This is a genomic window from Chelatococcus daeguensis (genome assembly GCF_001887265.1).
GTDB classification, from domain to species: Bacteria; Pseudomonadota; Alphaproteobacteria; order Rhizobiales; family Beijerinckiaceae; genus Chelatococcus_A; species Chelatococcus_A sambhunathii.
The window spans coordinates 817565-839976 of the sequence record NZ_CP018095.1 but is presented as its reverse complement, the minus strand read 5'-3'; the positions used below and the strand labels follow the sequence as shown (position 1 = coordinate 839976).

The window sequence follows — 22412 nt, the reverse complement described above, 5'->3', positions numbered from 1 at the left end:
TCACGTTTCTCGCCTTCTTCAGGCGGCAATAGGCTGAATGCATTCAATTGGAGGATCGATGGAGGACGCGCAGGCAGTGTCCCGCGGCCGGCTGACGTTGGCCGTCGCCGAGAGGATCCGCGACATGATCGTCGGTGGCGACCTGCCGTCGGGCGAGCGCATCGGCGAGCGCGCCCTGATGGAGCGGCTCGGCGTCACGCGCACGCCGCTGCGCGAGGCTTTCAAGGTTCTGGCGGCAGAAGGCCTCGTCGAGATCGTGCCAAACCGCGGCGCGCTGGTGACGCAGCTATCGCTCGCGGATGTCGATGCGGCGATAGAGGTGCTCGTAGGGCTCGAGACCATAGCGGCTCCGCTCGCCTGCGAGCGGGCGCTGGAGGATGAGATCGCGGCCATCGCCGATCTGCACCGGCGCATGGTGGAGGCGCACGGCACCGGCGACCTGATGGGTTATTTCCACCTCAACCAAGCGATCCACCAAGGCATCGTCGACGCGGCCCACAATGCCGCGCTCTCGCGGGTCTATCGCAGCGAGAGTGCCCGCATCCGCCGTTATCGCTACACGGGGAACCTCGACGGGGTACGCTGGGCGCGCGCGCTTCACGAGCACGCACAGATTCTCGATGCCTTTCAACAGCGCGCGGGGGCGCTGCTGCGCGAGATTCTGCGCGCCCACCACCTCGCCGGCTGGCGCGTCACCCGGGCCATGCTCGCCGATGCGGCGCCCCATGAAGGCAGGCGGCCGGCGCACCGTCGCTCCCGGACAAAAGAAAACCCCGCTCAAGGCGGGGCTCCATCAGTTCCCTCCAACCGTCAGTAATATGGCGAGATGCATTGCTGACGCGGCCCGTTATAGGGCTGGAAGGTGTTGTCCGAGGCGCGGTACGACCGGTAGCGGTCATAGCACCAGCGCACGTGCGCATCGCTAACGCTGCCACGCCGATAGGCAGGCGGCGCCGCCTGCACGGCCTGACCTGCGATGATGCCGCCGACGATGGCGCCTGTCGCAAAGGCCGCCGGCGGGAACCACCAGCCGTTATAGCGGCGCCAGCCCGGCCGTGCGTAGCGATAGCCGCGATGTCCGTTGTAATAGTAATAATCGCCGCGACGATAGAAACCGCGGTCGACATGACGCGGCGGGCGGTAGCGATACTGTACGGTCTCGATCATCTCACCGGCCGGCAGGGCGCGCTCCACCCGCAGCGGCATGGCCTGCGCCGTGGCGCCGCTCGCGCCGACGGCAGCCAGGGCCAAGGCCGCCGCACCCGTCATGGAAAGCAATAGTTTCATCGTTCCCGTCCTCCATTTTTTCAATCTTGGTCCAGATTGCCGCCGGCCCGCTGAACCAATTCTGAATGTGAAATTAAATAATGGTAATGTTCCTCATGGAGAGATGCTAAAACCGATCCCTCAACAGAACGCTTGGCTCGGGCACAGGTTCCCTTTCCGGCAGATCGAGCCTTTCACATTTCATGAGATCATTCACGTTCGGGAACATGGCTGTTGGGCCGCAACTCTCCCGTTGACTTCCTCGATAGCCGGTACAATCTGCGATCCCTACAACCGGCGGGCGCCGCCCATGTCCGAAGAGGTCACCTTCTATTACAACCCGCGCTCGCGGGCGGTCATCGTGCACTGGATGCTGGAGGAGGTCGGCGCGCCCTACCGCGTCGTCACGCTCGACATGGAAAAGCGTGAGCACAAGGCTCCCGCTTTCCTCGCCATCAATCCGATGGGCAAGCTGCCGACCATCGTCCACCGCGGTGTCGTGGTGACGGAAACGCCGGCCATCATCGCCTATCTGGCCGACGCCTTTCCCGCCGCCGGGCTCAGCCCGGCAACGAACGATCCGGCCCGCGGCGCCTATTATCGCTGGCTCTTCTTCGGCTCCGGCTGCTACGAGCCGGCGACGCTCGACGTCATGCTGAAGCGCGCGCCTCTCGAGGGACCGCAGAAAGGCATGGCCGGTTGGGGCGGCCATGAGGACGTGCTGGCGACGCTGAAAACGGCGCTCACCCCGGGTCCCCATCTTCTCGGCGACCGTTTCACGGCGGCGGATCTCTATATCAGCGCGGAACTGGCTTGGGGCATGATGATGGGCGTCCCCGGCCTCAAGGGCGACCCGGTGTTCGACAGCTATGTGGCCCGTCTGCGCGAGCGCCCGGCCTTCCAGCGCAGCATCGGCGCCAGCTGACCACCTGGGGCGGCGGCTCCAGGGCCGCCGCCGCTCCTTCACGTCGCGTCGTGGAAGATGAGGCCGAGCGTGTGCCGGCGCCCCGCGCGCACGCGGCTGACGCCATGGCGCAGGTTGACGCGATAGGCGCCCTTCGCGCCATCGACGGGACGGTTGTATACGGCAAAGACGACCGCACCACCCCGGCGCAGTGGTACCACCTCGGCCCGGCTCTGCATGCGTGGGCGCTGATCCGTCATACGAACTCGCCGCCGGAGAAATCCGCGCCCGGCTGCGACAGCAGCATGGCCGCGCTTCGTCATCGTAGAGCGCGGCGATGCCGGTGCATTCATCCGCGCTCAGAAGGCCGGGCAGCACGGCACAGCCGAAGCCGTCGAGCTCCCGCGCCAGCTCGGGCCAGCCGTAGCGCGCAACACGGTCGGCGGCGATGTCCGGCGTCATTTGCGCAAGGGCCGTCATGCCTTCGCCTCCCGGGCGAGAAGCGCGCGCTTGCGCTCGACGCCCCAGCGATAGCCGGAGAGATCGCCGTCGCGGCGCACCACCCGGTGGCAGGGCACGGCGATGGCGAGGCCGTTGGCGGCGCAGGCATTGGCGACGGCCCGCACCGCCTCCGGCCGGCCGATGCGCCGGGCAAGATCGGCATAGCTCACAGTGCTGCCGGGCGGGACCTCGCGCAGCGCCTGCCACACCCGCTGCTGGAAGGCCGTGCCCCTGAGATCGAGCGGCAGGTCGAGCCCGAGCGAGGGCGCGTCGACGAGCCCGACGACCCGGGCGACGAGAGCGGCGAAAGCCGGGTCGTCACCGACGAGGCTGGCACGCGGGAAACGGTCCTGCAGATCGCGGGCAAGCACCTCCGGATCGTCTGCGAGGGCGATGGCGCACACGCCCTTGTCGCTCGTGGCGACGAGCACGGCCCCGAGCGAGGACTGGCCGATGGCGAAACGGATCTCGGCATCCTCGCCGCCGCGCCGATAGGCCGTTGGCGTTATGCCGAGCATGGCGTTCGACGCCGCATAGAAGCGGCTGCTGGAATTGAATCCGGCACCGTAGATGGCCTCGGTGACGCTGACATCTGCTTGAGCCAGTTCCTCGCGCAGGCGCCGCGCGCGCCGGGCCGCGCCATAGGCCCGCGGGGTGATGCCCGTCACGGCCTTGAAGACGCGGTGGAAGTGGAAGGGGCTGAGGCCAGCCGCCGCGGCAAGTGCCGCGAGGTCCGGCATCTCCTCGGCCTCGTCCATCATGCGGCAAGCGCGCGCCACGGCTGCGACATGGCGGCTCGCCACGGTCGCCGCCGCTTCGTTCGGCCGGCAGCGACGGCACGGACGGTAGCCAGCAGCTTCCGCTGCCGCGGATGTATCGTAGAAGGCGACGTTCTCGCGTCGGCCGCGGCGTGAAGGGCAGGTCGGTCGGCAATAGACGCCGGTCGTCCGCACCGCGTAGACGAACCGTCCGTCGCTCGCCACGTCCCGGCTGAGCACGGCTTGCCAGCGTGCATCCTCCACCGGCTCTGTCCGCGTGATGACGTTCATGGCTGGCTCCTGAACTTCCCCTGAAACGTCATCCCGTTTATGACGCGCCCCGCCGCGAGGCACTCCGCTCCTTGCTGCCGAATTCGAAACGGCAGGCCCGACCGACGATAGTACCAGGGTGGTCGATGGTCACGCCCGCCCCACACGCGGGCCAGCAACGGTGCCGACAATCCGCCGAGTCCCGTGCGAAATTCATGGCCATTGCCGCAGCGACACGGTATCGGCAATGCTCCAGCCATCAGCGTGCCCGAGGCATGGACGTGCTCGATCTCGTGACCGCCCTCGTCCTATGGTCGTCGGCCACCGCGACGGTCGCCATCGTGCTTCTGGTCGTCTGGTGGCGGAACCGGGCGTTCATGGCAAGCCTCTGGTGGTCGGGGGCCTTCGCCCTCATGTCGATCGGCCGGCTGCTGCTGGCTCTGCGCGGCCATGTCGCCGACATGTGGGCCATGGAGGTCGCGGTCGCGCTGTCGCTCGCCGGCTTTGCCTTGTCGCTGACCGGCTTCTCCGTTCTCGACAAGCTGAAGCCGCGCCCGTGGTTCCTGCTGCCGCTCGCGCTGTGGGCGCTTGGCTGCCTTACTCCGTTCTTCGCCGCCAGCGGCAGCTTCCGCATCATGCTGGCGAACGGCACGGCCGGGCTTGCCTATGTGCTGCACGTCGCCGTGCTGCGGCGAGCCGGACGGCGCTCGCCGGCGCGGCGCTGGCTCTCCCAGATCTTCTGGTTCGCCGTCGGCCTGAACGTCGCGTCGCTCATCCTCGCCGCGCTGTTCCCACCTGCCGATTTCTTCTCCTACCGGTTCGCTGCCGCGGCCCTCGTCGCCGGGCTCGCCGCGCTGGTGGCCACCGCCATCGCCGGCGCCCGCCTCCTCGTCGAGGAGACCGAGCAGGGGCTGCGCCAGCTCGTCGAGACCGATCCCCTGACCGGTGCGCTGAACCGGCGCGGCCTCGCGCAGCGTTTCGACGGCATGGCCGCGAACGGCCGACGTGATCCGCCGCTCATCGCGATGCTCGTCTTCGACCTCGACCACTTCAAGAGCGTCAATGACCGGCATGGCCACCAGGCCGGCGACCTGGCGCTTGCCCATTTCGCCCGCATCGCAGCCGCCAGCCTCAGGGAGGGAGATGCATTCGCGCGCCTCGGCGGCGAAGAATTCGCAGCCTGCCTGCCAGTTTCAGGCCTGGCCGAGGCCGTCGCCGTCGCCGAGCGCATCCAGGGCGCCCTGCGGTCCACGCCGCTGAATGTCGCAGGCCGTCCCATCAAGATCACGGCCAGCGTCGGAGTGAGCACACGGCCGCGGCTCGTTGCGACGCTCGACGAGCTCATTGCCGCAAGCGACCGTGCACTCTATGCCGCCAAGGCCGGAGGCCGTGACTGCATCATGACCGACGACGACGCCCCCGGCGCCGGCAAAAGACGCCTGCGGCCACGCACGTACAGTGCCCCGCAGGGGTGATCGCCTGTCGATGATGAGGAGAGGTCGTGACAGAAGATGGTACAGCTGCCCCGGCTTGAACGGGGGACCTCCTGATCCACAATCAGGCGCTCTAACCAACTGAGCTACAGCTGCACAGCCCGGGGAGCCGAGGGCTCCGCAGTCAGGCGGAAACTAGGCGCATCGCTTTGCGATTTCAAGCCCCTTCGCCGCGTCGCGAAGGGGCTGTTGACAGCGCGCCGCGCAGGGGCCGCAAGGCGTTCCGTCGCCCGGGATTGGGGGCTTTCAGCCGCCCCGCTTCAGCCGGGTTTCCTTGCTCCAGGTATCGACGATGCGGCGTACGGGGCTGATCGAGGTCTCGGCGATGCGCCCCGTCGTCTCGGCGATGTCCTTGAGACGCGACGACGTCATCTCATAGCCCTGCCGCCAGCCCTTGGTCTGCAGTTGCACGGCTTCAGAGAACGAGCCCGCACCGAGCATTTGCCGCCACAGTCCGAAGGCGGCATCCGCCTGAGCCCGCATGAGATCGAGCACCTTGCCGTTGATCTCCACCGCGCCCTTGGACGCAATGCCGGCACTCTCGGCGAGCCCACCCTGCAGCTGTTCGAGCGACTGCCGGACCACTGCATAGCCGTCACGCACTTGCGTGAGGCCGACCCGGGTCAGCGCCTCGACACCCGACGCAGCCTGCCGCTCGCCGACGGCGGCCTCAACCCGTCGGGCCGCCTCTGCGCCGCGATCCAGTGCTTCGGCCACCGTGTGGGCCACCGCCCGCGCGGTCCGCACCACCGACGACGAAGCCACCGGAGCCGCCTTCGCGGCCGGCCGAGACGTGGCGGATGGTGTCTTGCCGACGGGTTTCACCGGCACGGCGGCGACCTTTCCGGCGCCAGAGGCCGTCTTGGCCGGCGTCGTCCGGGCTGCCGAGACTGCCGGCTTGGAAACGCTTGCAGGCTTGGCGGGCTTCGTCACCTTGGCGGATGTCGCGGCCTTGGCCCGTTCGGACGCAGGAGCGGATTTCGGTGCCGGTGCATCCCCGGCCGACGCCGACTTCGGTAGCGGCGCCCCGGCTGCGGACGCCCGGGCTGTGGCCTCCGCGGCCGATTCCTTTGCCGCTGCCTCCCCGGCGGGACTTGCGGAAGGCTCCGGTCGCTTCAGGGCAGGCGCGGACGAGGCCTGCCCAGTCGGCGTGGCGGATATAGCGGACTTGGCCGACGGTGCCGCCGGTACCGACGAGGCAGGCATCGCAGCAGACGTACCGGTAGGCGCCCCGGCAATTGCGGGCTTCGCCGCCGGAGCGTCCTCGACCTGCGGACCCTGACCTTGCGGCTGCGACGCCCCGTTCGACTTCGCGTTGGCCATGGTCGATCTCCTTCATATGTTACGGAACGCCAAGCCTCAGGCCTTGCGCTTGGTGGCTTCGCCCACGGCCTTCTCGGCAGCGAAGCCGAATTCCTTCATCTGCGCCTGCAGGGAGGCGAGTTGCTTCTGCAGATAGTCGGCCTGCAACTGCATGGCCTCCTGCATGTCCTTGGCGCGCACAAGTTTCTGCGCCAAGTCGAAGGCAGCGGCGATGTTCTGCTCCGCGAACGACAAGGTGCGGTGCGTCAGGTCCTGCGTGCTGGACTGAACCGTCGTGGCCGAGCCCTCGAAGGCAGTGACCGCCCTCTGCGCGGCAGCGATGAAGCCATCGAATGCCTTGCGCGCCTGCTCGACGCTACGCTCGGCGAAATCGCGCATCTCGGCGGGAATCTCGTAGTTGGGCATATCCTTGGCGTCCATGGAAACCTCCTCGGGTTATGCCGGCCTCGGGCCGCGGCAGGATTGTTGCGTTGCAATATATCATTGTGCGGCGCAAACTCAACCCGTGGCACCGCCGCCCCGTGCCGTTAACGCTAGCGCGAGGTCGCAGGGAAAGACGGCAAGGCCTTTCGTGACCTCGGGCATCGATGCCTATATTAAGTCTTCATTAGGCATTGGCCATATCAACCTGATGACGCGAGCAGGAGCGAACCGACAGGCATGACGCGGACCGCACCGGAAGCTGGAGCGACGCTGGATGCGCTGCGGCACGACGCGATCTTCGGACCGCTCGTTGCCGGCAACGGCGCGGTCGCGCTCGTCGACGGCCAGGGCGACATTCTCGCGGCTTCTCCCGCCGGCGGGCGTCTCGTCGCGGCGTTGCTCGCTGCCGGCGGCGGTGGCCAGATCGGCCGGCTTGCCGGCGGACTCGCGCCGTGCGAGGGCATGCGTCTCGAGCGGGTGCGGCTCTCCTGGGGCGCACGCATTCTTGCCACGACGATCGCCTGCCGTCGCATCGGCGACACCGGGACGCTCGTTATCGCCGCAACCCAGCCGCTGCCGGCCTCCCTCGCCGGCAGCGCCGCGGTCGCCGCGCCCGTGCAGCCAACGCCTGAGCCCACCCCCTGCGCCGCGGACGAAGCCGATGCCGCGACGCGCCTGCGCGCCCTCGCCGGACGCCGTGCGACCGTCCGCTTCCTCTTCGAGACCGATGCCGAGGGGCGTTTCATCAAGCTCTCGAAGGAACTGGCTGAGGTGGTTGGCGCCGGGAGCGCCAACATCGTCGGGCGCAGTTGGGCGGACATCGCCTCCGAGATCGTCAGCGATCGCGCCGGCCGTGTCGCTGACGCTCTCAGGCGACGAGAGACCTGGAGTGGCGTGACCGTGCTGTGGCGCGTCGCCGGCAGTCCGCTGCGTGTCGAGGTGGAACTCGCCGGCCTGCCCGTGCAGGGACCGGACAAGGATTTCGCCGGTTTCCGCGGCTTCGGCCTGTGTCGCCTCAACGAGATCCACGAGGACGTGGCCATCGCGCCGCCCATCGGCGCCGGGACGCCCGACACGGCGGCGGCCGAGCCGGCGCCGCCGATCGCCGAATCCAGGGCAGCGCCCGAGGATGAAGCGCCGCCGGCCACTGCTGTCCCCTCGCCTTCGCAACCCATGGCATCCGAAAGCGGGGCCGTCGTTCCTTTCCCCGCCGTGCGCACCAGTGTCGGCGCGACGCTCGGCACGCCGAAAGTCGTGCCGCTGAGGATTGCCGAGACCCCGCCCGACAAGAGCGCGCAAGAACCTCTGGAGCAGCGGGCGCCCGATGCTCCGCGCCCCGGCCTGTCGCCGAGCGAGCGCAATGCGCTGCGCGAGATCGCGCGCGCCCTGAGCGCACGGTTCGAGGGCTGGGGCGACACGCCTGCTGCACCGGTGCAAAGCCCCGAAACGCCCAGCCTCCCCCCGTTGGCAGAGGCGACCTCCGCACCCGGGGCACCGGCGGCCGACGCGCCGCTGCCTGCGTCCATCCCTGCGGAGCAGGTTCCTGCGACGCCTCCTGCCACGGAAGCGGTGGCGGAGCCGTCGCAGAACCCGCAGACGATCGAGGAGCGGGCACACCAGGAACCAGCCGGCGAAGAGGCAGCGGCCGCGCACCCCCGGGACGTGGCCACTCCAGCCCCCTCGCCCTTCGCCCAGCTCGTCGACAAGCTGCCGGTCGGCGTGCTGGTGAGCCGGGGCGAGGAGCCGCTCTACGCCAACCGCACGCTGCTCGATCTCCTCGACTATCCGGATGTGGACGCCCTCGCTGCAGCCGGCATGTCGAAGGTCTTCGCGCGCCAGCCGGACCGGCCGGGCGAGGAGGAGCGCATCGCCCTGCGCGGCGTCACCGGCGAGGCCATCCCGGTCGATGCACGCCTTGCGACAATCGACTGGCAGGGCGCCGCCGCCTCGCTCATGACCTTCCGCCGCGCCATGGAGCCGGAGCTGCAGCGCCACCTCGACGGGCTCGAGGAGGACCTGCGCAACTACGAGGAGCGGACGAACGAGCTCACCTCGATCCTCGACACGGCGACGGACGGCGTCATCGTGCTCGACGGGCACGGGCGCATCCTGTCCGTCAACCGGTCGGCCGAAGCGCTCTTCGGCTATGACCAGAACGAGATCGCGGGCGAGCCCTTCACCATCCTCCTCGCCCCCGAGAGCCATGCGGTCGCGCTCGACTATATCGAGGGCCTGAAGGCCGGCGGCGTCGCGAGCATCCTCAACGACGGGCGCGAGGTGACGGGGCGTGTGCGCCAGGGCGGCAAGTGCCCGCTGACCATGACCATCGGCCGCGTCAGCGAGCGCCCGCACCGCAAGTTCTGCGTCGTCCTGCGCGACATGACGGCCTCGAAGAAGGCGGAGGCGGAGCTGATGGCGGCCAAGCGCGCCGCCGAGGAGGCCAATGCCCAGAAGTCCGACTTCCTCGCCAAGATCAGCCACGAGATCCGCACGCCGCTCAACGCCATCATCGGTTTCGCCGAGGTGATGCTGGAAGAGCGTTTCGGACCCGTCGGCAACGAACGCTACAAGGAATACCTGAAGGACATCCACGTCTCCGGCGGGCATGTCATCAGCCTCGTCAACGACCTGCTCGATCTCGCCAAGATCGAGGCCGGGCGGCTCGACCTCTCCTTCACCAGCGTCAAGCTCAACGATGTCGTGGCGAGCTGCGTCGCGCTGATGCAGCCGCAGGCGAACCGCGAGCGCATCGTGCTGCGCACGAGCCTCGCCCCGCACCTTCCCGCGGTCGTCGCCGACGAGCGCTCCATGCGCCAGATCATCCTCAACGTGCTGTCGAATGCCGTGAAGTTCACCGATGCGGGCGGTCAGGTCATCGTCTCGACGGCGCTGACCGATCGCGGCGAGGTCGTCGTGCGTGTGCGGGACACCGGCATCGGCATGAACGACAAGGAAATCGCGGCCGCACTCGAGCCTTTCCGCCAGCTCGCCACCGCCCGCCGTGCCGGCGGCACCGGGCTCGGCCTGCCGCTGACCAAGGCCCTCATCGAAGCCAACCGCGGCTCGCTCGCCATCAAGAGCGCCAAGAACGAGGGTACCCTCGTCGAAATCACCCTGCCGCGCACGCGCGTGCTGGCGGAATAGAACCCGCATTCCCGCACAGCCGCCTGCTCGCCGCCGCGCGTTGCCCCTGCGGCGGGGGCGCCGTACCCTTCCGCTCAAGACGAACGGGGAGGTGCGCCATGCTTTTCGCCCTGAGCGACGAGGAGGAGATGATCCGCGAGACGGCGCGGCGCCTCGCGGCGGACCGGCTGGCCCCGCTCGCGGAAGCCCTCGATCGGGGCGAGGGCCGCGAAGGGCTTCTCGCGAACCTCCGACTGCTCGCCGAGAACGGCTTCATGGCCCTCAACGTGAAGAGCGCCTACGGCGGCACGGAGGCTGGCTCGGTCGCCTTCGCCCTCGCCGTCGAGGAGCTGGGCTACGCCTGTGCCGCGACGGCGGTCACCGTCTCCGTGACCAACATGGTCGGCGAGGTCATCCAGGCCGTCGGGAGCGAGGAGCAGAAGAGAGCCTATCTGCCGCGCCTCGCCGACGGCACCTCTCCGGCCGGGGCCTTCTGCCTCACGGAGGCGGAGGCGGGCTCCGACCCCTCCGCCATGCGCACGCGGGCGCGGCGCGACGGCGACGGCTATGTCATCGACGGCGCCAAGATCTACATCACCTCGGCCGAATATGCCGGGCTCTTCGTCGTCTGGGCGGTGACGGACCCTGACGCGCCGAAGGGGCGTGGCATTTCCCTTTTCCTCGTCGAGGCGGGCACGCCCGGGCTCGTGATCGGCAAGGCGGAGAAGAAGATGGGGCAGACCGGCTCGGCAACGAACATCGTCACCTTCGACAATTGCCGCGTGCCGGCATCGGCTCTCATGGGGCGAGAGAACGACGGCTTCCGTGTCGCGGTGGGTGAACTCGCCGGCGGGCGCATCGGCGTCGCGGCCCTGTCGCTCGGCATCGCCCGCGCGGCCATGGACGCAGCCAAGGCCTATGCGCGCGAGCGGCGCCAGTTCGGCACGCGCATCTGCGACTTCCAGGGCATCCAGTGGATGCTGGCCGACCGGGAGGTGGACCTCGAGGCCGCCCGCCTGCTCATCCTTAACGCTGCCGCTGCCAAGGACGCCGGCCGCCCCTTCGCCAAGGAAGCCTCCATGGCCAAGCTCTTCGCCTCCGAAGCGGCGCACCGCGCCACGGACACGGCTATCCAGATCCACGGCGGGGCGGGATATGTGAAGGACTATCCGGTCGAGCGCTATGCGCGCGATGCGCGCATCACGCGCATCTACGAGGGTACCTCCGAAATCCAGCGCCTCGTCATCGCGCGGGAGATCCTGCGCCAGAACGGGTGAAGGAGCGGTCGGCCGTCGGTTACTCGCACCCCGCCGGATCCAGGGGCAATCTCGTTTCACGGGCGCGTGCGGCGAAGCGGACTGCGACCCGGGAACCAGCGCAAGGGCTCGCCGAAGGCACCGTGTGAAGGAACCCCGGCCCGGCACCGCGTCATTTCATGCGGCGGCATCGGGGGTACGAGCGCGTGTTTGCAATTGCCGACCTTCGGCAACCAATGGCCTGCGAGGAACGATCGCCCCTTTACCGCGCATGGCCGGGCCGTGTTTGATGGGCGTCAATGTCGGTTCACCCCTCGTCCACCAAGGCTAGGCCCCATGTCGACCTATCGCCTCGACCGGCTGTTTTCGCCCCGCTCCATCGCTCTTATCGGCGCAAGCCCGCGTGAGGGCTCGCTCGGCCGCAAGGTGCTGGCCAATCTCACGGCCGGGGGCTTTGCCGGCCCGCTCGCGGTGATCAATCCGAAATACCCCACCATCGAAGGCATCGCGACGCTTCCCTCCATCGAGGCGCTGGAGGAGGCGCCCGATCTCGTCGTGCTGACGACCCCACCGGAGACGATCCCCCACCTCGTCGACGCCGCGGGCAGGATCGGCGTCGCCGCGGCCGTCATCGTCACCGCCGGCCTCGGCCATGGGCCCGGGTCCCTGGCGGAGAAGGCCGAGCAGACGGCGCGGCGGCACGGCATCCGCCTCGTCGGGCCGAACTGCCTCGGCGTCATGGCGCCTGCGGCGAAGCTCAATGCCAGCTTCGCGGCACGCATGCCTCTCGGGGGCGATCTCGCGCTCCTTTCCCAGTCCGGCGCCATCGCCGCGGGCCTCGTCGAATGGGCGGCGGAGCGGGCCGTGGGCTTCTCGGCCGTCGTCTCGCTCGGCGACAAGGTGGATGTCGATTTCGGCGACCTGCTCGACTATTTCGCCCTCGACCGCGGCACGCGCGCCATCCTGCTCTATGTCGAATCCATCAACGACGCCCGCAAGTTCATGTCGGCGGCGCGCGCCGCTGCGCGCGCCAAGCCGGTCGTCGTCATCAAGTCGGGTCGGCACGCGCAGGCGGCGAAGGCGGCGGCCACGCACACGGGGGCCCTCGCCGGCTCCGACGCGGTCTATGACGCCGCCTTCCGCCGGGCCGGCCTGCTGCGCGTCTTCGACCTCGACGAGCTCTTCTCGGCGGCCGAGACGCTCGGGCGGCTGAAGCCGTTCTCGGGACGGCGCCTCGGCATCCTCACCAACGGCGGCGGCATCGGCGTCCTTGCCGTCGATCGGCTCGCCGACCTCGGCGGGGCGCTTGCCGAGCTCTCGCCGGAAACGCTGGCGGCGCTCGATGCCGCGCTGCCGTCGACCTGGTCGCGGGCCAATCCGGTCGACATCGTCGGCGATGCCGATGCCGAGCGCTACGGCGCCGCGCTTGAGGTACTGCTGGCCGACCGTGACAGCGATGCCGTCCTTGTCATGAACGTACCGACGGCGCTCGCCTCGCCTCAGGAGGCGGCACGGCGCGTGGTGGACACCGTCGAGCGCCATCGCCGGCGAGCGATGCGGCCCAAGCCCGTCTTCGCCGTCTGGCTCGGCTCCTCCGGCACGACCGACGACCTGTTCGAAGAGGCCGCCATCCCTCATTTCGCGACGGAAGCGGATGCGGTGCAGGGCTTCATGCATATCGTGCGCTACCGCGAGGCGCAGGCCCTGCTCATGGAGACACCGCCGAGCCTGCCGGAGGATTTCGCGCCCGAGACGGGCAAGGCACGGGACGTCGTTGCCAGGGCGCTCGCCGCGGGGCGCAGCTGGCTCGACCCGCTGGAGGTCACGGCCCTGTTCGAGGCCTATGGCCTGCCCATCACGCCGGCCGTCCTGGCGGTTAGCGCGAACGAGGCCGGCGAGGCGGCGCGGCCGTTCCTCGAAGCGGGCGATCCCGTCGCCGTCAAGATCCTGTCGCCGGACATCATCCACAAGTCCGACGTCGGCGGCGTCCGGCTCAACCTCACCAACGAAGCTGCAGTGCGCGAGGCGGCGCGGGACATCCTCGAGCGGGCCCGAGCGCTCCGGCCGGAGGCGCGCATCACCGGCCTCACGATCCACCCCATGATCCTGAGACCCAAGGCGCGCGAACTCATCGCCGGCCTCGCCGACGACGAGACCTTCGGGCCGGTGGTCGTCTTCGGCCGCGGCGGCACTGCCGTCGAGGTCATCAACGACAAGGCGCTGGCGCTGCCGCCGCTCGACCTCACGCTCGCCCATACGCTCATCGGCCGCACGCGCGTCTCGCGGCGGCTCAAGGCCTATCGCGACGTGCCGGCGGCGGATGAGGGCGCGATCGCACTCGTGCTCGTGAAGCTCGCGCAGCTCGCTGCCGACCTGCCGGAGGTACGCGAGCTCGACATCAATCCGCTGCTTGCCGATCAGAACGGCGTCATCGCCGTCGATGCGCGGGTCGCCGTCGCGCCGAGCATCCAGCCGGTCCGCGGGCCTGCCGGCCATCCGCGCTTCGCCATCCGGCCTTATCCGAAGGAATGGGAGCGGCGGACCGCCCTGCCGGACGGCACCGGCGTCTTCATCCGGCCCGTGCGGCCGGAGGACGAGGAGCTGTTCCGCAGCTTCTTCGAGAAGGTGACGCCGGAGGACCTGCGCCTGCGCTTCTTCGCGCCCATCCGCGATTTCAGCCACACCTTCATCGCCCGGCTGACGCAGCTCGACTATGCGCGTGCCATGGCGCTCGTCGCCATTGAGGAGGAGACCGGCGCCATGCTCGGCGCCGTGCGTCTGCACGCTGACGCCAATTACGACAAGGGCGAATATGGCATCCTGGTGCGCTCGGACCTCAAGGGCCGCGGACTGGGTTGGCTGCTGATGGAGATGATCATCGCCTATGCCCGCGCCGAGGGCCTCAACGCCATCGAGGGCCAGGTGCTGCGCGAGAACACGATGATGCTCGCCATGTGCGAGAAGCTGGGCTTCGCCATCGGACCCGACCCGCACGATCCCGACATCCGGCTCGTACGGCTCGCGGTCTCCGCAGGGCCGGCCATGGCCATGCGGCCAGCTTTCTGAACGGCAAGGCCGCCGGCGAGAACCGGCGGCCTGCAGGATTTCACCGGAGATCGAAGGTCAGTCGTCCAGCTTGCCGATGTGATGCTGACTGTAGAGCTGCTCTCCGAGCTTGCCGATAAGCTCGAGCTGCGTCTCGAGGAAGTCGATGTGGCCCTCCTCATCCGCCATCAGTTCCTCGAACAGGTCCTTCGAAGGATAGTCCTTGACCGAATGACAATAGGTGGCGGCCTCCTGATAGAGGGCGCGCGCCTCGACCTCGGCTGCGAGATCGCATTCGATCACCTCCTTCACCGACTGGCCGATACGCAGCGGATCGAGGACCTGGAGATTCGGATGGCCTTCAAGGAACAGGATGCGGTCGATGAACTTGTCTGCGTGGTGCATTTCCTCGATCGATTCCTCCCGCCACTTCTTGGCGAGATCCTTCAATCCCCAGTTATCCAGCATGCGGTAATGGAGCCAGTACTGGCTCACCGCCGTCAGCTCGCTGCGCAGACCGCGGTTGAGATATTCGATGACCTTGGCGTCACCCTTCATCGCTCCACTCCACGTCCTTGGGAAATCCTATTTAGAATCATTATAAACTAATGCCCGACCACATCAAGGGTCCGGCTTGTCTCCAACGACATACACCATTGCGAAAGAAGCCGCTATTCGGCGGCGATGAGCGGGACAGCGGGCGCCTCGGCGGGTTCCTCATCGCCCGGGGCCACACGCGGACGGCCGTCGAACGGCAGCACGTTGGCGGCGGCAGGCGCGTGCGCCGCGTGCTCGACGGCGCCGGGACAGCCGGGGCAGCCGATATCGCAGGCGTCCAAGCGCGCAGCTTGCAGGAGGCGCCGCACGGTGACGAGGCAGCGCCCGCACTCGGGGCTGCAGCCGAGGCAGCGGTAGGCCTGCGCAGGCGAACGCGGAGCCCCCGGGGCCTCGCTCTGCAGCGTTTCGAGGATCTGCTTGTCAGTGAGGACGTTACAGGAGCAGACGATCATTGAGGCAGTTTGGAACGATTCAAAATTACATTGTCTTTCAATAACTTAATGCTCATCCACGCCCTTCGCAACGACAGAAATGCCGCAGGGTTCGCCCGTTGCCCGGGCGCGACGAACCATTGCACCGGAACCACGGCATCCCCATTTCGTTGACATGATCAGGCCGCTTCTGCGGAGATACGGCTGGTCGACCTTTTTGACTGAAATGCAGGAGCAACCCTCAACCGACAGGAGGACAGCGATGCAAGCGAACATGCAGGACACGGCGCGTCTTCACTACCGCTCGAGCCCGCATCTGACGGATCCCGATCATGTCATCGACTTTCCCTCGCTGGAGGATGCGGTTGCCTTCGCCATGACGCAGAACCCGGGCAATCGCGAACTCGCCTGGGCTGACACGGCGAGCGGCCGCAAGCTGCGGCCGAGCGAGATCGCAGCCCTGTGGGAACTGCGGCGCGAGTGACGCACCTATCCTGCCTCGCCCGGACTGTATGCGGCGTTGAAAAACCCGGGTTCCTCGAGTGCCGGGTTTCGTGCGTCTTAGCCATCCGTGCAAAAAACAACGCCCGGCCAGGAGCCGGGCGCTGCAGGTCCGTTCGACGGTCCGTTCGGGGAAAACCTCAGAACGTGTCGAACTTGTAGTTGAGACCGACACGCACGATGCTGCCGCGATTCTTGGCCTTGAGCACGGCGACATCCGTCGGAACGGCGAAACTCGGCGCAATCGCCGTCGTGTCACCGAGGTCATAATAGAGGTACTCGGCCTTGGCCGTCAGGTTGTTGGTGAAGGCATATTCGAGACCGCCGCCGACGGTCCAGCCTGCCTGCGTGTCGGACTTGCTGCCGACGGCAAGCAAGGCGCCCGTGTTATCGAAGATGCTGTGCGTCAGCTTGGTATCGCCGTAGATCAGACCGCCCGTGGCGAAGATGAGCAGACGATCCATCGCGGCGAAGCCGAGCCGGGCACGCAACGTCCCGAACCACTCCAGCTCCTTCTTACCCTCGGCAAAGCCCGCCGCGGCGAAGGAGGTGCCCGTATCGCTCAGATCGGCATACTGTATATCGGCCTCAAGACCGACGACCACCGACCCGAATTGATAATTGTAGCCAACCTGGGCACCGCCGAGGAAACCTTCAGACTTCAGGGACAGGCTGCCCGGAAGATCGCCGGCGGCGACATCACTGAGATAAAGAGCGTCGCCCACATAGCGGGCATTACCGGAATCGGAGAAGCCGTAGCCGGCATTCACACCGACATAGAAACCCGTCCAGGTGAAAACCGGCGGCAGCGGCTCGGCCGGCGGCGTATAGGTACGGGACGGAAGATCGGCCGCAAAGGCCACAGCGCCGGAAAGCGCCAGGGCCGTCGCCGCCGCCGATAGTCGCAGGATATTCTTCATCTGAGGCACCTCTTTGAACGAAACCTGTTCCTGTCGCGCAGGCCCGAGCGGACCATCATCTCACGCCGCAGCTAGACTCGTGAAGCTTCCAAAAAGAGTCAAGCATGACATGAACGTAGCATCACACGCGCAATTTCATGCGACATTGATGCAACACAAAGAATGGATACCTATCGCGTCTATTGCTCGCCATAAGAACAACCAGGGGACCACTCACAACTGCCGACACAACCGTTATGAAGGCATGCGAAACCCGCCCCAAAAGGAAAAACGGTCGGAGAGCCCATCAGGTTCCATGGCGCATCATCTTTTTCCGAAGGAAAAGGCGCCGCCGCGGCTCAATCCCCCTGCGAGTCAGGTTTTTTTGACTGGCGTCTGATCCGCGGCAAGCGACGGAATGGCACCACCTTATCGTCGCTCGTCAGGCTGACGCGCTCGCGCAAGAGGTCGAGGAAGGCATCCCGTGCCGCGAGCCGCTGATGCGGCCGCCAGGCCACGCCGACGAGAGCCCCGTCCGGCGGCGGATCGAGCAGCAGTCCCTTGAGGCGGCGCGTCGTCACACCCGGCCAATTCATCGCCGCCGTCCAATCCGGGGCAAGCGCAAGGCCGATGCCGGCGGCCACCGCCGCGAACATCGCCGGCTTCTCGGTCACCTCCTGCACGACGTTGGGCACCGTGCCGACGCTGTCGAAATAGCTCATGACGAGATCGTAGGCGTAGGGACGCATGCGGCGCGAAGGCACGATGAAAGGCTCGCCGACGAGATCGCCCATCATGACGGCGTCACTGTCCGCGAGCGGGTGCGCTGCCGGCATGACGACGAGCGGCATCTCGACGCGCAGGATCTCGAAGGCACAGTCCACCTGGCGCCGGGGCGGACGCACGAGACAAAGGTCGAGCTTGCCGGCGTCGAGCATCTGCAGCTGGGGCGCCGTCATCGCCTCGGTGAACTGGATGTGGGCGCGGGGATGGCGCTGGCGGAACTCCGTCATGATGCGCGGCAGGAAGCTCGCCGACGCGCCATCTATGGCGCCGATGCGCAGGACTTTGCTGGTCGAGCTCGCTGCTTCGCGCACATGGCGGGCCGCATGCTCGGCCCGGGCGAGGAGTGCTTTGGCCTCGTCGAGCAGCAGCAGCCCGGCCCGCGTCAGGTTGACGCTTCGCGTCGTGCGCGTGAGAAGGTCCGCGCCAAGCTCCTCCTCCAGCGCCCGCACCTGGCGCGACAGGGCCGGCGGCGCCAGCCCCATGCGCTCTGCCGCCTTGCCGAAATGCAGCTCCTCCGCGACAGCGACGAAGCATTTGAGCTGGCGCAGATCCATCGGTTCCTACCGCCCCTCCGCGCGCCACGAGCGGCGCGACCGCACCCAGCGATGCTTGTCCGCTGTCGAATCGCCGCCTGCGGCACCGTCGGCACCGGACAGCACCGCATTATAGGATTATGTCGCTGGATTATGAAATAAGTTGACGACGATCACGCACGACACGCGCGCTAAGAGAGGCCCGACAGTGTGCCGGCGCAGTTGCGCGGTGGCTGTGCCCTCCTCCGGAGCGCCCGGTGCTCGTTCCGACCCAAGAGCTGTGAGCGTTATGGCCCTAGATGCACAGACATTGATCGCGATCGTCCAGATCATCTGGATCGATATTCTCCTGTCCGGCGACAATGCGGTGGTGATCGCGCTCGCCTGCCGCTCGCTGCCCGACAACCAGCGACGCCTCGGCGTCGTCCTCGGCGCCGGCACGGCGATCGCGCTGCGCATTCTCTTCGCCCTCATCATTTCCCAGTTGCTCGCGCTGCCCTTCCTCAAGATCGTCGGCGGCGCGCTGCTGTTCTGGATCGCGGTCAAGCTCATCCAGGGCGACGACGACAATCACGAAGTGAAAGAGAGCGGCAGCCTGTGGGAGGCCGTGCGCACGATCGCCATCGCCGATGCGGTGATGAGCCTCGACAACGTGCTCGCCATCTCGGCCGCCTCGCACGGCAACGTCTGGCTCTTCACCTTTGGCCTGCTGTTCTCCATCCCGCTCATCGTCATCGGCTCGACACTGATCATGGCGCTGATCGAGCGTTTCCCGATCTTCGTGTGGGCGGGTGCGGCGCTGCTGGGCTGGATCGCGGGCGAGATGCTTGTCGCCGACCCTTGGGTGATCGAGCAGATCGGCGGCGTCACAAGGACCCTGCATTACCTGGCGGCCGTCGTCGGCGCGGCCGTCGTCGTGGCCATCGGTCTCGTGGTGACGCGCTTCAACCGCAGCCCGGCGACGCACTGACCCGAACGGTACGTGCCCCGGCAAAGGCCGGCGACGGCGCCGGCCTTTGCCGCCGGCGCGTTCAACGGCGCGCGAAACGCTGCCTGATGCGCTCGACGAGACCGTCGCGAACGCTGCGGTAGGCCTCGAGACGCTGCTCACGAGCGCCGTGCACGACAGTCGCGTCGAGCGTCGGCCAGTATTCCACATCGACAGCGAGGGTCCGCGTCAGTTCCAGGGCGCGATGGTGCGCCTCCGGCGACAGGGTGACGATGAGGTCGAAGCCGGCATCCTCGAGATCTTCCAGGGTCTGTGGCCGGTGGCGCGCGACGTCGATGCCGATCTCCTCCATCACCGCCACGGCGAAGGGATCGAGTTCGTCGGGACGTACACCGGCCGAAGCGACATAGATCGAGGCGCCGAAATAATGCCGTGCGATACCCTCCGCCATCGGCGAGCGCACCGCATTATGGGCGCACATGAAGAGGACGGATTGCACGCTGCGTCCGCCAGCGGCCCCGGGCGCCATGCGCCTAACCCTTCCAGTGCAGCGCGAAGATGAGGGTGAAGAGCCGGCGAGCGGTGTCGAAGTCCACCTCGATCTTGCCCGCGAGGCGCTCGCGCAGGAGTTCCGCAGCCTCGTCGTGCAGGCCGCGGCGACCCATGTCGATGGCCTCGATCTGTGCCGGCGAAGCGGTGCGGATGGCAGCGTAATAGCTCTCGCAGACGAGTTCGTAGTCCTTGATGACGCGGCGGAACGGTGTCAGCGAGAGGAAATGGGTCACGACCGGCTCGGCGCCGCTGTTGCGGACGTCGAGTGTCAGCTTCTTCTCGACCAGCGCCACATGCAGCGCATAAGGCCCGCCGTCGTGCCCCGGCACCGCGAAATAATTGCGCTCCAGGATGTCCCAGATGGCGATGGCACGTTCGTGCTCCTGATCCGGATTGCCGCGGCCGAGCGAGCCCTCGTCGAGCGTGACGGCAGTCAGCGTGCAACGCTTCGTCGGCTCGGCTGCCTTCAAGGGCTCCTCCACTCCTTACCGGTTGAGCCTGACCGCGACCGAGCGGGCATGCGCGTCGAGCCCCTCGGCCTCGCCGAGCACGATCGCCGCCGGCGCGAGCGCCCTGAGGCCCTCCGGGCCGCAGCGCAGGATCGAGGTGCGCTTCATGAAGTCGAGCACGCCGAGTCCGGACGAGAAGCGGGCCGAGCGAGCCGTGGGCAGGACGTGGTTGGAGCCGCCGACATAATCGCCGATGGCCTCCGGCGTGTGGCCGCCGAGAAAGATGGCGCCGGCATTGCGCACCCCGGCCGCCAGGCGATCGGCATCCTCGGCCATGATCTCGAGATGCTCCGGGGCGAAGCGGTCGACGATGGGGAGCGCCTCGGCGAGGCGCTCGACGACGATCACGGCGCCGAAGTCGCGCCAGCTCGCCCCGGCGATATCGGCCCGCGGCAAGGTCTTTAGCTGATCTTCCACCGCCCGCTCGACCGCATCGGCGAGGGCGGCATCGTCGGTGATCAGCACCGACTGGGCGGCGGTGTCGTGCTCCGCCTGCGCGAGCAGATCGGCCGCGATCCAGGCCGGATTGGCGGAACCGTCTGCCAGCACCAGCACCTCGGAGGGCCCCGCGATCATGTCGATGCCGACCGTGCCGAAGACGCGGCGCTTGGCGGCCGCCACATAGGCATTGCCCGGCCCGACGATCTTGGCGACGGGCGCGATGGTCGCCGTGCCGAGGGCGAGCGCCGCCACGGCCTGCGCGCCGCCAATGCGGTAGACCTCGTCGACGCCGGCAAGATGCGCGGCCGCGAGCACGAGCGGATTGAGCTCGCCGCGCGGTGCCGGCACCGCCATGACGATGCGCGGCACACCGGCGACCTTGGCCGGCACCGCGTTCATCAACACGGAGGAGGGATAGCTCGCCGTGCCGCCGGGCACGTAGAGCCCGACCGCCTCGACGGCCGTCCAGCGCCAGCCGAGGGTGACGCCGAGATCATCCGTGAAGGTGAGGTCCTCCGGGCGCTGGCGCCGATGGAATGCCTCGATGCGGGTCTTGGCCGTCTCGAGCGCCGCGAGGGTCCTGGCATCGCACCGGGCAAGCGCCTCCTCGATCTGCGACGACGCGACGCGCAACATCCCGGGCGTCAGCGCAAGCCCGTCGAAGCGGCGCGTATAGTCGATGACAGCGGCATCGCCCCGGGCGGCCACATCGGCGATGATGGCGCGCACGGCCTCGTCGACATCCTGCGACACCTCCCGCTTCATCGCGAGCAGGCGCGCAAGGGCCTCCTCGAAATCGGGCGCGCGACTGTCGATCCTCAGCGCCATCGTCAGGCCTGCCTTTCATCGTTCTCGTCAAGGGGATGGTGGGGGCGGCCGATCGCCTCCCAGGCCGGACCGAGGTCCATCAGTTGCGCCTCGATGCACTCGACATCAAGCGCGATGGCCCCACCCCCGGAGAAATGCAGCGTCACGGTGCCGCCCGGTGCGTCACGCTCATCGAAGGTGACGGCCAGAAGGCTGAGCACGGCATCCGAGTCCCGCGGCGCGACGGCCCGGGTGCGGGCGGCCATCACCCGCTCGAAATGCAATGCCGACAGGCGCCGACGCGGAGGCTCACCCGGCATCGTCTGCCAGTCGTAGCGCCGCAACTCCAGAGCAAAGCGCCGCTCGCGCGGCAGATAGACGAGATCGCGTGCGCGCACGACAGCATCCTGCACATGGGCTGAGAGGACCGCGAGGTCCTGCCCATCGAGCGCAACGAGCTTCAACGGCTCCATCTCCAACGGCTCCACGACCCACCGCTTGCCTCGGCTGCATCCGGTCCCCTGTTGTTATCGGTGCCGCATGCCGCTGACAACCGATCTGCCGGCGAAGCCCGAAAGACAGGCAACCGGGGAAACCATTCGCCTTCATGAAGCGTTCAGCTTCCATCGTGCTATCTGATGATCACGCGCCGAGGCACAGGCGGCCGAAGGCCGCGGGCGGCGCCTGGATGAGACGATGATGACGAGGATCGTTCTGATTGCACTCGCTGCCGTCGCGGCGCTGATGCTGATCACCCCTCCGCCGGCCTCGGCCCAGCCCTATGGCTGGGGCCCGCCGCGCTACGAGGATGACTATGACGACTGGCGCCCGCGCCGCCCGCCGCCGCGCCGCTGGCGCGACGACGACGACTGGGACCGAGGCGGCTGGGGGCGCCCCCGCCCGCGCGGCGAGCGCTACGGCAGCGTTTGCGTCACATCGCGCGGAAACTGCAACGCCGGCTTCCGCGCGCCGCGCAATACGCCCTGCCGCTGCTTCATCCCCGGTTTCGGCGAAAAGCGTGGCGCCATCGGCTATTGAGGGCGCCATGCCTGACGGTACCCGAGGAGACCCGGCCCCGTGCCGG

The 22412-nt window shown here is 67.9% G+C and carries 21 protein-coding genes, 1 tRNA gene and 1 pseudogene; 9 read left to right on the top strand and 14 right to left on the bottom strand.

From position 1 onward, the window contains the following. Window positions 1–58: 58 nt before the first annotated feature. Window positions 59–817, top strand: coding sequence for a GntR family transcriptional regulator (locus tag BOQ54_RS03900; RefSeq protein ID WP_071923307.1), 759 nt, complete (start codon window positions 59–61; stop codon window positions 815–817). Here the strand turns inward: BOQ54_RS03900 and BOQ54_RS03895 are convergent. Next, entirely contained in the window at window positions 811–1287 is a 477-nt protein-coding gene (locus BOQ54_RS03895; protein ID WP_055460365.1) for a BA14K family protein, read from the bottom strand. The genes BOQ54_RS03900 and BOQ54_RS03895 overlap by 7 nt on opposite strands. Window positions 1288–1576: 289 nt before the next feature. On the opposite strand from BOQ54_RS03895, the gene BOQ54_RS03890 reads away from it, so the two are divergent. Then, the gene (locus tag BOQ54_RS03890; RefSeq protein ID WP_055460364.1) at window positions 1577–2191 is read left to right on the top strand and encodes a glutathione S-transferase family protein; all 615 of its coding nucleotides are present in this window, start codon (window positions 1577–1579) and stop codon (window positions 2189–2191) included. A gap of 38 nt (window positions 2192–2229) precedes the next feature. Here BOQ54_RS03890 and BOQ54_RS20425 read toward each other — a convergent pair. After that, window positions 2230–2480 (bottom strand): annotated as a pseudogene (locus BOQ54_RS20425) (2OG-Fe(II) oxygenase); the annotation flags it as partial. A 166-nt stretch (window positions 2481–2646) separates the two neighbouring features. Then, window positions 2647–3720: a bifunctional DNA-binding transcriptional regulator/O6-methylguanine-DNA methyltransferase Ada gene (ada, locus tag BOQ54_RS03880; protein ID WP_071923306.1), complete on the bottom strand. Its 1074-nt coding sequence runs from the start codon at window positions 3718–3720 to the stop codon at window positions 2647–2649. Between the two features lie 254 nt (window positions 3721–3974). On the opposite strand from ada, the gene BOQ54_RS03875 reads away from it, so the two are divergent. Beyond that, on the top strand, window positions 3975–5174 hold the full coding sequence (locus BOQ54_RS03875; RefSeq protein ID WP_071923305.1) for a GGDEF domain-containing protein: 1200 nt from the start codon (window positions 3975–3977) through the stop codon (window positions 5172–5174). A gap of 37 nt (window positions 5175–5211) precedes the next feature. On the opposite strand, the gene BOQ54_RS03870 is transcribed toward BOQ54_RS03875, so the two are convergent. From BOQ54_RS03870 to BOQ54_RS03855, 3 genes are all read right to left on the bottom strand, one after another. Then, window positions 5212–5288, bottom strand: a tRNA-His gene (locus tag BOQ54_RS03870). Between the two features lie 150 nt (window positions 5289–5438). After that, the gene (locus BOQ54_RS19650; RefSeq protein ID WP_145979722.1) at window positions 5439–6515 is read right to left on the bottom strand and encodes a phasin family protein; all 1077 of its coding nucleotides are present in this window, start codon (window positions 6513–6515) and stop codon (window positions 5439–5441) included. Between the two features lie 36 nt (window positions 6516–6551). Further along, on the bottom strand, window positions 6552–6935 hold the full coding sequence (locus tag BOQ54_RS03855) for a phasin (RefSeq protein ID WP_055460359.1): 384 nt from the start codon (window positions 6933–6935) through the stop codon (window positions 6552–6554). 240 nt (window positions 6936–7175) lie between these two features. Between BOQ54_RS03855 and BOQ54_RS03850 the strand changes: the two genes are divergently transcribed. The 3 genes from BOQ54_RS03850 to BOQ54_RS03840 all read left to right on the top strand — a co-directional run bounded on the left by BOQ54_RS03850 (window position 7176) and on the right by BOQ54_RS03840 (window position 14383). Then, window positions 7176–10082 (top strand): PAS domain S-box protein, encoded by a 2907-nt coding sequence (locus BOQ54_RS03850; protein WP_071923303.1) that lies wholly within the window; start codon window positions 7176–7178, stop codon window positions 10080–10082. 98 nt (window positions 10083–10180) lie between these two features. Then, the gene (locus tag BOQ54_RS03845; protein ID WP_055460357.1) at window positions 10181–11338 is read left to right on the top strand and encodes an acyl-CoA dehydrogenase family protein; all 1158 of its coding nucleotides are present in this window, start codon (window positions 10181–10183) and stop codon (window positions 11336–11338) included. A gap of 315 nt (window positions 11339–11653) precedes the next feature. Beyond that, the gene (locus BOQ54_RS03840) at window positions 11654–14383 is read left to right on the top strand and encodes a bifunctional acetate--CoA ligase family protein/GNAT family N-acetyltransferase (protein WP_071923302.1); all 2730 of its coding nucleotides are present in this window, start codon (window positions 11654–11656) and stop codon (window positions 14381–14383) included. A gap of 57 nt (window positions 14384–14440) precedes the next feature. Here the strand turns inward: BOQ54_RS03840 and bfr are convergent, their stop codons facing one another. Continuing rightward, window positions 14441–14920, bottom strand: coding sequence for a bacterioferritin (gene bfr / locus BOQ54_RS03835; RefSeq protein ID WP_055460355.1), 480 nt, complete (start codon window positions 14918–14920; stop codon window positions 14441–14443). Window positions 14921–15033: 113 nt separating this feature from the next. Next, window positions 15034–15372 carry a (2Fe-2S)-binding protein gene (locus BOQ54_RS03830; protein WP_071923301.1) on the bottom strand — a complete coding sequence of 113 codons (339 nt, stop codon included), beginning with the start codon at window positions 15370–15372 and terminating at the stop codon, window positions 15034–15036. 241 nt (window positions 15373–15613) lie between these two features. Here BOQ54_RS03830 and BOQ54_RS03825 point away from each other — a divergent pair, with 241 nt between their 5' ends. Next, entirely contained in the window at window positions 15614–15835 is a 222-nt protein-coding gene (locus BOQ54_RS03825) for a hypothetical protein (RefSeq protein WP_096335230.1), read from the top strand. A gap of 157 nt (window positions 15836–15992) precedes the next feature. Here BOQ54_RS03825 and BOQ54_RS03820 read toward each other — a convergent pair whose 3' ends face one another. Both BOQ54_RS03820 and BOQ54_RS03815 read right to left on the bottom strand, forming a co-directional pair. Then, window positions 15993–16772: an outer membrane protein gene (locus BOQ54_RS03820; RefSeq protein ID WP_055460354.1), complete on the bottom strand. Its 780-nt coding sequence runs from the start codon at window positions 16770–16772 to the stop codon at window positions 15993–15995. A gap of 338 nt (window positions 16773–17110) precedes the next feature. Beyond that, complete coding sequence (locus BOQ54_RS03815) at window positions 17111–18091, bottom strand: LysR family transcriptional regulator (RefSeq protein ID WP_055460353.1); 981 nt, start codon at window positions 18089–18091, stop codon at window positions 17111–17113. Between the two features lie 268 nt (window positions 18092–18359). On the opposite strand from BOQ54_RS03815, the gene BOQ54_RS03810 reads away from it, so the two are divergent. Beyond that, window positions 18360–19040, top strand: a complete 681-nt coding sequence (locus tag BOQ54_RS03810) for a TerC family protein (protein ID WP_055460352.1) — start codon at window positions 18360–18362, stop codon at window positions 19038–19040. Between the two features lie 61 nt (window positions 19041–19101). Here BOQ54_RS03810 and BOQ54_RS03805 read toward each other — a convergent pair whose 3' ends face one another. From BOQ54_RS03805 to BOQ54_RS03790, 4 genes are read right to left on the bottom strand one after another with little or no spacing between them, the layout of a single operon-like run. Next, a complete protein-coding gene (locus tag BOQ54_RS03805; protein WP_055460351.1) occupies window positions 19102–19548 on the bottom strand; it encodes a low molecular weight phosphatase family protein in 447 nt (148 codons plus the stop codon). A gap of 4 nt (window positions 19549–19552) precedes the next feature. Beyond that, window positions 19553–20041: a UPF0262 family protein gene (locus BOQ54_RS03800; protein WP_055460350.1), complete on the bottom strand. Its 489-nt coding sequence runs from the start codon at window positions 20039–20041 to the stop codon at window positions 19553–19555. A 15-nt stretch (window positions 20042–20056) separates the two neighbouring features. Next, on the bottom strand, window positions 20057–21349 hold the full coding sequence (gene hisD, locus BOQ54_RS03795) for a histidinol dehydrogenase (protein ID WP_071923300.1): 1293 nt from the start codon (window positions 21347–21349) through the stop codon (window positions 20057–20059). A 2-nt stretch (window positions 21350–21351) separates the two neighbouring features. Beyond that, complete coding sequence (locus tag BOQ54_RS03790; protein ID WP_071923299.1) at window positions 21352–21801, bottom strand: DUF2948 family protein; 450 nt, start codon at window positions 21799–21801, stop codon at window positions 21352–21354. Window positions 21802–22027: 226 nt separating this feature from the next. Between BOQ54_RS03790 and BOQ54_RS03785 the strand changes: the two genes are divergently transcribed. Then, window positions 22028–22366, top strand: a complete 339-nt coding sequence (locus BOQ54_RS03785; protein ID WP_141659704.1) for a hypothetical protein — start codon at window positions 22028–22030, stop codon at window positions 22364–22366. The last annotated feature ends 46 nt before the right edge of the window (window positions 22367–22412 follow it).

Bases quoted from the DNA above. Each gene is read 5' to 3' on its own strand.
- BOQ54_RS03805 (WP_055460351.1), bottom strand. From the start codon at position 19,548: ATGGCGCCCGGGGCCGCTGGCGGACGCAGCGTGCAATCCGTCCTCTTC.
- BOQ54_RS03895 (WP_055460365.1), bottom strand. From the start codon at position 1,287: ATGAAACTATTGCTTTCCATGACGGGTGCGGCGGCCTTGGCCCTGGCT.
- BOQ54_RS03875 (WP_071923305.1), top strand. From the start codon at position 3,975: ATGGACGTGCTCGATCTCGTGACCGCCCTCGTCCTATGGTCGTCGGCC.
- BOQ54_RS03845 (WP_055460357.1), top strand. From the start codon at position 10,181: ATGCTTTTCGCCCTGAGCGACGAGGAGGAGATGATCCGCGAGACGGCG.
- BOQ54_RS03900 (WP_071923307.1), top strand. From the start codon at position 59: ATGGAGGACGCGCAGGCAGTGTCCCGCGGCCGGCTGACGTTGGCCGTC.
- hisD (WP_071923300.1), bottom strand. From the start codon at position 21,349: ATGGCGCTGAGGATCGACAGTCGCGCGCCCGATTTCGAGGAGGCCCTT.
- BOQ54_RS03840 (WP_071923302.1), top strand. From the start codon at position 11,654: ATGTCGACCTATCGCCTCGACCGGCTGTTTTCGCCCCGCTCCATCGCT.
- BOQ54_RS03850 (WP_071923303.1), top strand. From the start codon at position 7,176: ATGACGCGGACCGCACCGGAAGCTGGAGCGACGCTGGATGCGCTGCGG.
- BOQ54_RS03810 (WP_055460352.1), top strand. From the start codon at position 18,360: ATGGCCCTAGATGCACAGACATTGATCGCGATCGTCCAGATCATCTGG.
- BOQ54_RS03830 (WP_071923301.1), bottom strand. From the start codon at position 15,372: ATGATCGTCTGCTCCTGTAACGTCCTCACTGACAAGCAGATCCTCGAA.
- BOQ54_RS03890 (WP_055460364.1), top strand. From the start codon at position 1,577: ATGTCCGAAGAGGTCACCTTCTATTACAACCCGCGCTCGCGGGCGGTC.
- BOQ54_RS03855 (WP_055460359.1), bottom strand. From the start codon at position 6,935: ATGGACGCCAAGGATATGCCCAACTACGAGATTCCCGCCGAGATGCGC.
- BOQ54_RS03790 (WP_071923299.1), bottom strand. From the start codon at position 21,801: ATGGAGCCGTTGAAGCTCGTTGCGCTCGATGGGCAGGACCTCGCGGTC.
- BOQ54_RS03815 (WP_055460353.1), bottom strand. From the start codon at position 18,091: ATGGATCTGCGCCAGCTCAAATGCTTCGTCGCTGTCGCGGAGGAGCTG.
- BOQ54_RS19650 (WP_145979722.1), bottom strand. From the start codon at position 6,515: ATGGCCAACGCGAAGTCGAACGGGGCGTCGCAGCCGCAAGGTCAGGGT.
- BOQ54_RS03825 (WP_096335230.1), top strand. From the start codon at position 15,614: ATGCAAGCGAACATGCAGGACACGGCGCGTCTTCACTACCGCTCGAGC.
- BOQ54_RS03820 (WP_055460354.1), bottom strand. From the start codon at position 16,772: ATGAAGAATATCCTGCGACTATCGGCGGCGGCGACGGCCCTGGCGCTT.
- BOQ54_RS03785 (WP_141659704.1), top strand. From the start codon at position 22,028: ATGACGAGGATCGTTCTGATTGCACTCGCTGCCGTCGCGGCGCTGATG.
- ada (WP_071923306.1), bottom strand. From the start codon at position 3,720: ATGAACGTCATCACGCGGACAGAGCCGGTGGAGGATGCACGCTGGCAA.
- bfr (WP_055460355.1), bottom strand. From the start codon at position 14,920: ATGAAGGGTGACGCCAAGGTCATCGAATATCTCAACCGCGGTCTGCGC.